Below are 12006 nucleotides of genomic sequence, written 5' to 3'. Positions count from 1 at the left end.
ACGGCGCGCGCTGCGTGGGGAGCAGGCTTGACGCCTCTTCGCGGCCCGCCCACACCGGAGATCGCACAATGCGCATTGCTCTTACCCATAACCTGAAAATCACTGGCTCCCCCGAGGAAGCGGAGTTCGACAGCCCGGAGACCATCAATGCGATCTCGGCGGCGCTCGAGCGGGCCGGGCACGAGGTCGAACGGATCGAGGTGAGCGGGCCTGCGTCGCGGGTGATCGCGCGGCTGGAGGCGCTGCAACCGGACCTGATCTTCAACACCGCCGAGGGGCACAAGGGCAAGACGCGCGAGGCTTTCTACCCGTCGCTCTTCGACGAGATGGGCATCCCGTACACCGGATCGGATGCGTACGCGCACGCGCTGGCGCTGGACAAGTCGCTGACCAAGCGGCTCCTGGCGTCGTACGCGGTGCCGACGCCGCGGTCGCGGCTGATCCGGCGGGCGAGCCTGGAGAGCGGCGGGCTCGACGACGTGGTGTTCCCGGTGATCGTGAAGCCGAACTTCGAGGGGTCGTCGAAGGGGATCTCCAGCGCGTGGAGCGTGTGCGAGGACGCGCACGAGCTGGCGGAGGTCATCGACCGGCTCCTGCCGCGCTTCGAGGCGGGGCTGCTCATCGAGCGCTACCTGCGCGGGTTCGACGTGGGCTGCTCGTACGTGGAGGGGCTCGGGGAGGACGGGATCCTGGAGCCGGTGGAGTACCGCATCGACCCGTCCGTGGCCGGGCCGTACAACGTGTACGACTACTACCTGAAGAACGCGCGCACCGAGCACGTGGAGTTCCGGCTGGCGCAGCTCCCGCCGACGGTGTCGCAGCGGATCCGGGCGCTGACGGGGCGCATCGTGCGCGCGCTCGACCTGAAGGACCACGTCCGCTGCGAGTTCCGGATCACGCCGCCCGCGCTCGGGGACCGGGAGCACGAGGTGCACTTCCTGGAGGTGGACGGGCTGCCGTCGCTGGAGCCGGGGCAGCCGGTGTTCGTGTCGGCGGGGCAGAAGGGGGTCGACTTCGACGGGGTGGTGCTGGCCATCGTGCAGAGCGCGTGCCGGCGGCGGGGGCTGCTCCGCGTGCTGGAGGGGCAGCCGCGCAAGTCTCCGCGGACGGCGGTCAGGGTGGGGTTCACCTACAACATGCGGCGCGGCGACACGGCGGAGAACGACGCGGAGGCGGAGTTCGACTCGCCGAAGACCATCCAGGCGATCACCGAGGCCATCGAGAGCTACGGGCACACGGTGGTACCGCTGGAGGCGACGCCGGACCTGCCGCGGCGCATCGCCGACGCGGCGCCGGACGTGGTGTTCAACATCGCCGAGGGGATCCGCGGGCGCGGGCGCGAGGCGCAGGTGCCCGCGCTGTGCGAGCTGCTCGGGGTGCCCTACAGCGGTTCGGACGCGACCACGCTGTCGCTCTGCCTGGACAAGGGGCTCACCAAGCAGATCTTGCGCTCGGCGGGGATCGACACGGCGGAGTGGCAGGTCCTCTCGACGGGCAAGGAGAAGATGAAGGCCTTCCGCTACCCGGTGATCGTCAAGCCCAACGCGGAGGGGACCTCGAAGGGGATCACCTCGTCCTCGGTGGTGCACGACGAGGCGGCGGCGCGGGCCGCGGCGCGCCAGCTCATCGATCGCTACCACCAGCCGGCGCTGATCGAGGAGTACATCGCGGGGCGCGAGCTGACGGTGGGGCTGCTCGGCGAGCGGCGGCCCAAGGTGCTGCCGCCCATGGAGGTGGTGTTCAACGACGCGCCCGCATTCCCCGTCTACGGCTTCGAGGAGAAGAAAGACTGGACGACGAAGGTCCGCTTCGACTGCCCCGCCAAGCTGACCGCGCCAGAATTGCGGCGCATCGAAAAGGTTGCACGTGATACTTTCACGGCCCTCGACTGCCGCGACGTGGCGCGGGTCGACATGCGGATGGCGAAGGATGGAAAGGTGTACGTGATCGAGATCAATCCCCTGCCGGGCCTGACGCCGGACTTCAGCGATCTCTGCGGGATCGCGAAGGTGGCCGGGATGGACTTCCGGTCACTCATCGGGGAGATCCTCTCCGGCTGCCTGAAGAGACAGCGCGAAGCGCGGGAGGTCAGCTCGACGGGCCTGAGCCTCTCGCGGTCGGTGGCCTCGGGGAGCAACGACAAGCTCACAGCGGGAGCGGGAGCGGGAGCGGCCGTGGCAGTTGCAGCGGCGGGCGCGCCGTCCCCTGCCGTGCTCCCCGCCGTGCCCCCCGCCACCTCGTCGTCGCCCACCCAGGCGGCGCCCACCGACAGGCCTTCGGGAGGCGCCACCGGTGCGCCGCCGGGCGGCAAGGGAGCCAACGGCGCATGACGGCTTCGGCTGCGGGCAGGCCCCGGCTGCGTGACCTGGGCGTGGCCGTGGGGCGCTTCCCCGTCGGGGAGCACAACGCGATCACCGATGTCGACGGGGTGCGCGTCAACCACGTGACCCTCGTCGAGGGCAGCGGCAAGCTGGTGCCCGGCATGGGGCCGGTGCGCACCGGGGTGACCGCGGTGATGCCGGCGCACGGCGACCCTTTCCTGAACCGGGTGTACGCCGCGAGCTACGTGCTCAACGGGGCAGGGGAGGTGACGGGGCTCAACCAGATCGAAGAGTGGGGCCTCTGCGAGACGCCCATCCTGCTCTGCAGCACCCTCTGCGTGGGGCGCGTGGCCGACGCGACGGTGGCCTGGCTGTCGCAGCGGCACCCCAAGATCGGCCAGGAGTACGACGTGGTGATCCCGGTCGTGGCCGAGTGCGACGACAGCTACCTGAACGACGCGGTGGGGCGGCACGTTACCCCGGCAGACGTGGCCGAGGCGCTCGACGGGGTGCGCTCGGGGCCTGTCGAGGAGGGGTGCGTCGGGGCGGGGACGGGGATGCAGACCTTCCACTTCGCGGGGGGCATCGGCACGTCGAGCCGGAAGGTGGAGCTCGCGGGGGTGGTCTACACCGTGGGGTCGCTGGTGCTCTCGAACTTCGGCAACCGCAACCTGCTCCGCATGGACGGGGTCCCCATCGGGCGGCTCATCGCCGAGCGCTTCGCCCACGTGCCGATGCGCGGCCCGGCGGGGTCGATCATCGTGCTCGTGGCGACCGACGTGCCCATGACCCACCGCCAGCTCAGCCGGCTGTCACGCCGCGCCGCGCTGGCCATCGGCAGGACGGGCGGCTACGCCGCGCACAACTCGGGGGAGATCATCCTCTCGTGGAGCACGGCGAACCGCATCCCGCGGCTCTCCGACCACGGGCGCCACACGGTGGAGCTGATCCTCGATACGGAGATCGACCCGCTCTACGAGGCCACCGTGGACACGGTCGAGGAGGCGATCCTCAACGCCCTCTGCGCCGGGGAGGACATGGTCGGCCACAGCGGCCACCGCGCGCCGGCGCTGCCGGTGGAGCTCGTCGCCGAGCTGCTTCAGCGCCACCGCATCGCGCACGTGGTCGATCCGCCCCCCTCCATGAACAAGCCGTTCCAGCCGCGCTGAGCACCGGACAAGGCCAATCCCGTCCGGGAGGTGCGGCGCGGGCTGGTGGGGACGGAGCGGTGATTCCCCGTGGCAGCACTCTTCCGTCATACGCGTCCGTTCCGCGCATTGGTGCCGAGCGGAGTGCTTCGCAGCGGCACTCTTCCGTCGTACGCGTCCTCGCGCTGCATTGAGGTGATACCGGCTTTCCCGCGGTGGCATTCTTCCGCCATACGCGTCCTCGCGCTGCATTGCTGATTCCTGAGCCCGATTTCCAGCCAGGCTGCCATTCAGCCCGTTCCAGTTTCGGCGTGATCCGCGTGCAGTGAGGGTGGAGGCGCGGGATGAGCGGAATGCGCGGCCACAGGTCGCGTGTGCTGCGCCGCGAGATCGACCGCGCTTGAATGCGCAGGTGCGACAGGGCATCACCCAATCTGATGGCTTTCGCTTGCACCGCTTGACCACGGCGGAAAGCCGCGCCTATATGCCTGATACGTGGTCATCTGCTGCTGGCGGTTGGCGACGGGTCGAGGGGGAACGGTCGGCGAGGGGGAAGCCGACGTGTGAAGGGGGGAGAAGGCCGGCCGCAGGAAGCGCCGGTGCGTGGGGGGGAAAGCCGGCGCCTGAGGGGTGGCGCCGGTGCGTGGGGGGAAAGCCGGTACCTGAGGGGTGGTGCCGGTGTGTGCAGGGGGGAGGCTGGCGTCCGAGGGGTGGCGTCGGCTTGGTCGGGGGGACTCACCGGCGTACCGGGGGGGACGCCGGTTTCACGGTAGACATGCTGGCTGTCCGGGGGGGGAGCCAGCGCTGGGATATCACCGGTGGAGGGGTGGGGCCGCCGGTAGCTGGCGTGGGAGCGGAAAGGCGAGGCGAATGCCCCGCCCCGGGCCCGCGCGAGGACGGAGTAGCGCACGGACATCCGCGCGGGTCGCGGGTGACCTCGGGACACGGCGGATACGTCCTCACGGTCGTGTCGTCGTGTACCGTGACCGCCCCATGAGCAACAGTGAGCGTCTCATCGTGGTCACCGGCGCGACGGGGGTTCAGGGGGGCGCTGCCGTGCGGCACCTCCAGCGGCGTGGGTTCAGTGTCCGCGCCCTTTGCCGCGACCCCGGCAAGCCTGCAGCGCAGGCGCTCGTCGGGGCAGGTGTGGAGGTGGTCCAGGGGAGCTTCGACGATCGCGCGTCCCTGGACGCGGCGGTGCGGGGGGCCCACGGGGTGGTCGGCGTCCAGAACTACTGGGACGGCTTCCCGGGTCCGCAGCTCGGGGTCGAGGGGGAGATCCGCCAGGGCAGGGCGCTGCTCGATGCCGCGCAGGCCGCCGGGGTCCGGCATTTCGTGCAGGCCTCATCGGGGGGCGCGGGCTCGCCGCCGTGCATCCCGAGCACGGAGGGCAAGCGCCAGATCGAGCTGCACGCGCGGGCCATCGGCATCCCCTGGACCTTCGTGCGCCCGGTGTTCTTCATGGACAACTTCACCAACCCGGGGTGGGGCTTCATGCAGCCCATCCTGGAGGGGCGCCTGGAGCTGCCGCTCGCGCCGGAGACGCGCTTGCAGATGATCGCTGCCGACGACATCGGCCACTTCATCGCCGCCGCGTTCGAGAGGCCCGGCGACTACATCGGCGCGGCCTTCGACCTGGCGGGGGACGAGCTGACCATGGTGGAGACCGCAGCGACCTTCGCCCGGGTGACAGGCAGGCCGGTGCGCTTCGCGGGCAGCCTGGCCAGGCTCGAGCAGCTCGGGGCGTTCAGCGCCGAGCTCGCCGAGATCTTCCGCTGGATCCACGGGCACGGCTTCGGGGCCTTCATCCCGGCGCTGAGGGCGCTGCATCCGGGGCTCCTGACGCTGGAGGCGTACCTGCGCCAGAGCGGCTGGGAGGGGCGGGACGCGACGCAGGGGGCTGGGTAGAGCGGGGAGCAAGGCGCTGGGCGCTCCGACAGGCCGGTGCGGGGCCCGCTTGACAGGCCGGCGCGGGTTTGGTTCGTAGCGGCCGATGACGCGCGCGCTCCGGTCCCTGGTGCTTGCTTTCGTGGTCCTCTGCGGAGGCCCTGGCTGTGGAGCTTCGCCCGGAGAAGGCGCGCGTTGCCCGGAGGTCGCGTCGCCGGAGACCACCCCGCCGGCGCCGGTCGCGCCAGCCGCACCAGCCTCGCCAGCGTCGCCAGCCTCGCCAGCCTCGCCGGCCGCGTCGACTGCGCCCGTGGCCTCGTCGGCGCCGGCAGCCTCGCCAGCCGCTGCGCCCCCGCCAGCCGTCGCGGCCGCGCTGGAGGCGGTGCACCAGAAGCTCGTCGCCGCCTACCGCGCGAACGACGTGGCCACGCTGGAGCGCCTGGTCTCGCCCGACCACGTGCACAACAACGTCTTCGGGATGCTCCAGACCAAGGAGGCGCTGCTCGCCGACATGCGCTCCGGCACGCTGGCCTTCAAGGCGTACGACATCACCTCGTCCCGCTGGATGGTTCACGGCGACCTGGCCATCGTGACTGGCACGCTGCACGCCGAGGCCGCGCGGGCAGGGAAGCGGGTGCCCGTCACCGAGTTCCGCTTCACCCGGATCTTCGAGCGGCGCGCCGGGGAATGGCAGGAGCTCCTGTTCCAGAACACGATGGTCGTGGCGCCTCCTGGCAAGCCCTGAGGCGCACAGCAGGTACGCAGAAAGTCGAGGGTGCGATGAGCAAGCGGTGGTCGTGCGTGGGTGCGGTGCTCCTCGGAGCGCTCCTCGGCTGCGGGGGTGGTACGGCGGGCGGCGCGGCCGTGGATCCCGCCGAGGTGAAGGGGAGCGAGCCCTTGAACCCGCGCCTCCCGGACGGGCGGGTCGTGCATCTCAGCTTCGATTCCCACCACCCTGAGTGCTTCGTCTTTGCGGGCAGCCCGGCAGGCAGCTCGGGGGAGGAGAGCCGTGAGACCGAGGAGGTCCCGTGCCCGGAGGCGGCGCTCAAGTTCAAGGCGTGCCCCGCGGGCGTGGTCTACCGCGCGAAGACCGGAGGGGAGTGCATCTGCGTGCCCGCAGGCGGCGAGGACGCCCGGCGCATGGCCTGCCCCTGAGGGCGGCTCACGCGCCCAGCCTGCGGCTCACGCGCCCAGCGCGCGGCTCACGCGCCCAGCGCGCGGCTCACGCGTTCAGCGTATGGCTCACGCGCCCAGCGCCAGGTGCCGGTCGAGGCCGAGCTGCCGCCGGAGCACGGCCAGCGCCACGCGCGGGTGGAAGAGCGCCTGGGGCCCCGAGAGCATGTGCTGCACCCGGTAGAAGCGCGCCGTCACCTCGGGATCGTAGCCGCACAGCCCGTGGACGTGCCGCGCGTACCAGTTGAGCATCGACTGGGAGCGGGTGCGCTCGCCCTCCACCTCGGGGAAGCGCAGGTCCTCGCCGGTGGCGAGGCGCCATGGCACCTCGATGACCTCCGCCACCCGCGCCTGGAACGCGCGGGTCAGCCCGCACAGGTCCCCGGGGCCTCGCGCCCGACGCTGCTCGCGCAGGCAGCGGTCCAGGGTCATCGCCGCCAGCGCCCCGGTGGTCATCCCCTGGCCGTAGACGGGGTTGATGCTGCACAGCGCGTCGCCGAGCACCGCGATGCCCTCGGGGAGGCGCGCCAGGCGCTCGTACCGGCGCCACACGTGCGAGGGGAAGCGGTGGCTGGCGATGGGGCCGAGGGGCTCCGCGTCGCGGATCGCGTGATAAAGCTCGTCGGAGGAGAGGTTCCGCGCGAACTCCAGGAAGCCCTTCTCGTCGGCGGGCGGGTAGTCCTTGAGGACGCCGATCAGGGTCACCATCCAGCGGTTGCCCTCGATGGGTGAGACCACCCCCGCGCGGTGCCTGGTCTCGGTGCCGAGCATGTAGAGCGCCCTCCACGTCGAGGGCATGGGATCGGGGCGCCGGTAGATGCGGCTCGCGTACCCCACGTGGACCCGCACCGACGACTCCTCGGGTGCCTCGTAGCCGAGCGCTTCGAGCCACGCCGGGGTGCGCGAGCCCCGACCGCTCGCGTCCACGACGAGGTCCGCCGGGATGGTTTCGTCCCCCACGGCACCCTCGACGCGCACGCCGGTCACCTGCCGCCCCGAGGCGTCGAGCTCCAGGCCCGTCGCGCGCAGGCCGCTGCGGAGGCGCACCCCTTCGAGCGCGAGCGCCCGCCGCCTCACCACCGCCTCGAGGAGCGCGCGGCTCTGGAACGAGCACCGTATCCCGCTCGGGAAGCAGACCTTCCAGGTGCCGAAGGACTGGAAGCGCATGTCGGTGCCGAAATCGATGCGCTCGGCCCCCTCCGCCGCGAGCTCCTCGATGACGCCGGGGAACAGCTCGCCGAGCACGTCGAGCCCCCGCGCGAGCAGCACGTGGACGTGGCGGCCCTGCGGCACGCCCTTGCGGTCCGCGGGTTCGGCCGAGATGGAGTCGCGCTCGACGAGGGTCACCTCGTCGAAGTGATCGGCGAGCACGCGGGCGGTGAGCAGCCCCGCCATGCTGCCGCCGATGACGACGGCGCGCCGACCTACAACGTGATCTTTGTCTGGAACGGGTCGAGCCATGATCCAACCCTGCGCGCCACGGGAGTCCAGGACGCAGGCCTTGGTATGACACACTTGCAGCGGCCCGGCGGGGTGCTCGTGGCGCTGGGCGGAGTGACATGGCCAGGACGGTGGAGCGCCCTGGCGCCACTCGGGACCGGCCTTACCGCAGCCAGCGGGAGAACCACCCTGTGTTGCGGGATGCGTCCGTGTTGTCGGCCATCGACTCGGGGCCTTCCAGCTCATCGGCCAGTCCACCGAGTTCGATGGTCTCGGTCTCACCCGGTCGCGCGCGACCTTGCGGCTCGCCGAGGAAGCTGAGGTTCAGGCTGACGGCGCCCGGATCGATCCCCTCGCCATCGCTCTCTTCCTTCGCCAGCGACTTGAACTCGAGCAGCGTCAGATCGATGAGTTCGGCGATCTTCTGCGTCGGGTCGAGGTGGTGCGCGGGCGTCCCCATCGCGCTGCGCACGAGGGAGGCCACATCGTCCTCGTTCACGGGGCGACCGAAGCCGTAGAGGAACCGCACGAGGTCGCGCCCCAGCTCGCGCGCGCTGCTGTAGCGCTGCGAGGGATCCTTCGCGAGTGTCTTGCCGAGCAGGGCATCCAGCTCGGGGGGCACGTCGCCATTGATCTTCGACAGGGGTGGGATCACGGCATCTCGCACCAGCCGCACCGTCGCGAAATCAGTGTCGCCCTGGAACAGGCGCCGACCCGCCAGCAGCTCCCACAGCATGATGCCTACGGCGAAGATGTCGACGCGATGATCGACACCGGATTCGAGCACCGTCTCCGGCGCGAGGTAGCCGAACTTTCCCTTGATGATGCCCGGGTCGCTCTTCGCGAGCTGGCTCGTCGCCTTCGCCAGACCGAAGTCCACGATCTTCACCTCGCCGTGCTTGGTCATGAGGACGTTCGCGGGCGTGATGTCGCGGTGGACGATCTGCAGCGGCACGCCGTCCGGCGTGGTGACCTCGTGCGCGTAAGCCAGCCCCTGGCAGATCTTCGCGCAGATGAAGACCGCCGCCTCGACGGGGATGGTCTTGCCGAGCTTCTTCCGGTGCTCGTTCACGTTCCGGAGGTCGGCGCCGTCGACGTACTCCATCACGATGAAGTACGCGCCGTCGCCGACGCCGATGTCGAAGACGGACACGACGTTCGAGTGGGAGAGCTGCGCGGAGAGCCGCGCCTCGTCCAGGAACATCGCGACGAACTGGTCCTTCTTGCTCAGGTGAGGGAGCACGCGCTTGATCGCGACGCGCTTCTTGAACCCCTCGATGCCTGCGCTCTCCGCCACGAACACCTCGGCCATGCCGCCCGAGGCGAGTCGCTTGATGACCCGGTACCGTTGCTGCTCCGCCATCTGCTGCGCCCGATCTCCTGCGGCCCGGGGCCGCTGCACCACCACGCCACCACGCCACCACGCCAGCCCCAGTGTAGCGGCTCGGATGCCGCGGACGAAAGGCGCACGACCGGGTCCAGGCCCGATCGCCTCCTCCCCACCGGGGGGAATCACGGTACGCAGTGTGACCCGAATGGCGCCGGATGTGCGCCGAAAGAGCCTAGGAAGCTCTGGCGTACGGGCGCGGGGCCTCGTCGTCCTCGGCGATCTCGGCCCGCACCGGACGTGCCCGCAGGCACAGCGCGATGGCCTGATCCAGGTGCTCGACGAAGTGGAACTGGAGCGAGCGCCTCACGTCTTCCGGCAGATCCTCCAGATCCACCTCGTTCTCGGCGGGAAGGATGATCTCCGGAACTCCTGCCCGGTGCGCGCCGAGGACCTTCTCCTTCACCCCCCCGATCGGCAGCACCATCCCGCGCAGGGTGATCTCCCCCGTCATGGCCACGTCGCTGCGCGTCGGACGCCCCGAAAGCGCGCTCACCAGCGCCACCGCGATGGGCACGCCCGCGGAGGGGCCATCCTTGGGCACGGCCCCCGCGGGCACGTGCAGGTGCACGTCGTGACCCTGGAGCCGCCGCGTGGGGATGCCCAGCCCGCCTGCGTGGGCCCGCGCGTAGGACAGCGCGGCGCGCCCGCTCTCCTTCATGACGTCGCCGAGCTGCCCCGTCAGGATGAAGTCGCCTTTCCCCGGCATCACCGTGGCTTCCACGTGCATGATGTCGCCGCCCATCGGCGTGTAGTACATGCCGGTCGCCACCCCCGCCGCGTCCCGCGTGAGCCGCTTCTCCGGGCGCACCAGGCTCCTCCCCAGCAGGTTGCGCACCGACACCGGCGAGCTGATCTCCGCCTTGTCGATCTCGTGTGTCGCAATGCGTCGTGCCGCCTTGCGCGCCAGCGCCCCGATCGACCGCTCCAGTTGCCGCACCCCCGCCTCCCGGGTGTACGAGGTGATCAGCTCCCGCAGCGCCGGGTCGGACACCGCGAGCTGCTCCTTGCGCAGCCCGTTCTCGTCGATCTGCCGCGGCAGCAGGTACCGCCGCGCGATCTCGTGCTTCTCGAACTCCGTGTACCCCGCGAAGGTGATGGTCTCCATCCGATCGAAGAGCGGCCCCGGGATCCCGTCGCGCAGGTTCGCGGTGCAGACGAACAGCACCTCCGACAGGTCGAACGGCAGCCCCAGGTAGTGGTCCACGAACCCGTGGTTCTGCGCCGGATCCAGCACCTCCAGCAGCGCCGCTGCGGGGTCCCCCTGGTACGACGACCCGAGCTTGTCGATCTCGTCGAGCACCACCACCGGGTTCTTCGACCCCACCCGCTTCATCCCTGCCAGGATCCTCCCTGGCAGCGCCCCCACGTACGTCCGCCGGTGCCCCCGGATGTCCGCCTCGTCGCGCGCGCCCCCGAGCGCCACCCGCACGTACTTGCGCCCCAGCGCGTGGGCGATGGACTCCGCGATCGACGTCTTGCCGGTCCCTGGAGGCCCGAGGAACAGCAGCACCGGCCCCCGCGAGATGGCCCGGCTCCGCTCGTCGTCATCGGTCGCCTGATCGACCCGGAGCTTGCGCACCGCCAGGAACTCCAGCACCCGGTCCTTCACGTCCTCCAGCCCGAAGTGCTCGTCGTCCAGGATCCGCCGCGCCTCCTCCAGGTCCACGTGATCCGCCGTGCGCGCATTCCAGGGCAGGTCCGCCACCCACTCCAGCCAGCTCGTGAGCTGCTGCGCTTCTGGCGACGTCTCCCGCCCCATCCGCTTCAGCCGCCCCAGCTCGCGCCGCACCTCGACGGCCGCCTCCGCGGGCAGCCCGGCCTTCTCGATCCGCTGCTCCAGCCGATCCGCCGTCGCCTCGTCGTCCGACTCCCCGAGTTCCTTCTGGATCGCCCGGAGCTGCTCCCGCAGGTACAGCTCCCGCTGCCGCTCCCCCAGCTCCTCCTCCACGCTGGAGCGGATCCGCTCCTGCGCCTCGGCGATCCCGATGTGCCGGTGCAGGTGCTCGTTCAGGCGCTCCAGCCGCTGATCGTTCGACAGCGTCTCCAGCAGCGCCTGCTTCTCGGACGTCTCCAGGTCCAGGTAGAACGCGATGTGGTTCACCAGGTCGTCGCCGTCGTGGATCGCGCTCACGAACTGCCGCAGCACCTCCTCGGGCGCGCCGCGGCGCCGCCCGTAGATCACCGCCTGGTCCCGCACCTCCCGGGCCAGCGCCTCTTCCGTGGTGCTGGTGTTCCCGGCGAGCGCCGGCAGATCCAGCAGATCGACCGTGACCGCGCGTATCACCCCCTCGGCCTCGGTGTACCGCAGCGCGGTCGCGCGCGACTCGCAGGTGAGGTTGATCTGCAGCCCCGCGCCGAAGCGCTGGACCTGGGTGATGCGCGCCACGACGCCCACCTGGTACAGGCCCTCGGTGGTCGGCTCTTCGGCGGCATCCCGCTGGGCCACCGCGAAGAGACGCTTCTCTTCGCCTTCGGCCCTCAGGGCTGCCTCCACGGCCCGGAGCGTCTTCAGACGCCCCACGGTGATCGGCGTGGTGATGCCGGGGTAGAGAACGGTGTCTCGCAAGGAGAGAACAGGGAGCGATCTGCGCTCGGGCATGCGCCGAGGGTGTGCGAGGCCCATGCCAGAAAGTAGGGGCGCACTTGA

8 protein-coding genes are annotated in these 12006 nt (G+C 70.8%); 5 read left to right on the top strand and 3 right to left on the bottom strand.

Annotated elements, in window-relative coordinates:
* The first annotated feature begins 68 nt into the window (after nucleotides 1–68).
* From CAP_RS28475 to CAP_RS28455, 5 genes are all read left to right on the top strand, one after another.
* Nucleotides 69–2330 carry a D-alanine--D-alanine ligase family protein gene (locus CAP_RS28475; protein WP_044246786.1) on the top strand — a complete coding sequence of 754 codons (2262 nt, stop codon included), beginning with the start codon at nucleotides 69–71 and terminating at the stop codon, nucleotides 2328–2330.
* Nucleotides 2327–3490, top strand: a complete 1164-nt coding sequence (locus tag CAP_RS28470; RefSeq protein WP_044246785.1) for a DmpA family aminopeptidase — start codon at nucleotides 2327–2329, stop codon at nucleotides 3488–3490. The genes CAP_RS28475 and CAP_RS28470 overlap by 4 nt, the downstream gene beginning before the upstream one ends.
* Nucleotides 3491–4462: 972 nt before the next feature.
* Nucleotides 4463–5377: an NmrA/HSCARG family protein gene (locus CAP_RS28465; RefSeq protein ID WP_044246784.1), complete on the top strand. Its 915-nt coding sequence runs from the start codon at nucleotides 4463–4465 to the stop codon at nucleotides 5375–5377.
* Between the two features lie 85 nt (nucleotides 5378–5462).
* Nucleotides 5463–6101: a nuclear transport factor 2 family protein gene (locus tag CAP_RS48820; protein ID WP_081865349.1), complete on the top strand. Its 639-nt coding sequence runs from the start codon at nucleotides 5463–5465 to the stop codon at nucleotides 6099–6101.
* Nucleotides 6102–6136: 35 nt separating this feature from the next.
* A complete protein-coding gene (locus CAP_RS28455) occupies nucleotides 6137–6511 on the top strand; it encodes a hypothetical protein (protein WP_044246782.1) in 375 nt (124 codons plus the stop codon).
* Between the two features lie 87 nt (nucleotides 6512–6598).
* On the opposite strand, the gene CAP_RS28450 is transcribed toward CAP_RS28455, so the two are convergent.
* The 3 genes from CAP_RS28450 to lon form a co-directional block, all read right to left on the bottom strand.
* Nucleotides 6599–7990: an FAD-dependent oxidoreductase gene (locus CAP_RS28450; RefSeq protein ID WP_044246781.1), complete on the bottom strand. Its 1392-nt coding sequence runs from the start codon at nucleotides 7988–7990 to the stop codon at nucleotides 6599–6601.
* 142 nt (nucleotides 7991–8132) lie between these two features.
* Nucleotides 8133–9332 (bottom strand): serine/threonine protein kinase, encoded by a 1200-nt coding sequence (locus CAP_RS28445; RefSeq protein ID WP_052376194.1) that lies wholly within the window; start codon nucleotides 9330–9332, stop codon nucleotides 8133–8135.
* Between the two features lie 199 nt (nucleotides 9333–9531).
* Entirely contained in the window at nucleotides 9532–11982 is a 2451-nt protein-coding gene (lon, locus tag CAP_RS28440) for an endopeptidase La (protein ID WP_044246780.1), read from the bottom strand.
* Nucleotides 11983–12006: the final 24 nt, after the last annotated feature.

The organism is Chondromyces apiculatus DSM 436 (assembly GCF_000601485.1).
Lineage (GTDB): Bacteria > Myxococcota_A > Polyangia > Polyangiales > Polyangiaceae > Chondromyces > Chondromyces apiculatus.
This window is presented reverse-complemented; position numbering and strand designations above follow the sequence as displayed.

What these genes read in the sequence shown, in the direction of transcription:
- CAP_RS28475 (WP_044246786.1), top strand. Translation starts at nt 69, where the DNA reads ATGCGCATTGCTCTTACCCATAACCTGAAAATCACTGGCTCCCCCGAG.
- CAP_RS28470 (WP_044246785.1), top strand. Translation starts at nt 2,327, where the DNA reads ATGACGGCTTCGGCTGCGGGCAGGCCCCGGCTGCGTGACCTGGGCGTG.
- CAP_RS28465 (WP_044246784.1), top strand. Translation starts at nt 4,463, where the DNA reads ATGAGCAACAGTGAGCGTCTCATCGTGGTCACCGGCGCGACGGGGGTT.
- CAP_RS48820 (WP_081865349.1), top strand. Translation starts at nt 5,463, where the DNA reads ATGACGCGCGCGCTCCGGTCCCTGGTGCTTGCTTTCGTGGTCCTCTGC.
- CAP_RS28455 (WP_044246782.1), top strand. Translation starts at nt 6,137, where the DNA reads ATGAGCAAGCGGTGGTCGTGCGTGGGTGCGGTGCTCCTCGGAGCGCTC.
- CAP_RS28450 (WP_044246781.1), bottom strand. Translation starts at nt 7,990, where the DNA reads ATGGCTCGACCCGTTCCAGACAAAGATCACGTTGTAGGTCGGCGCGCC.
- CAP_RS28445 (WP_052376194.1), bottom strand. Translation starts at nt 9,332, where the DNA reads ATGGCGGAGCAGCAACGGTACCGGGTCATCAAGCGACTCGCCTCGGGC.
- lon (WP_044246780.1), bottom strand. Translation starts at nt 11,982, where the DNA reads ATGGGCCTCGCACACCCTCGGCGCATGCCCGAGCGCAGATCGCTCCCT.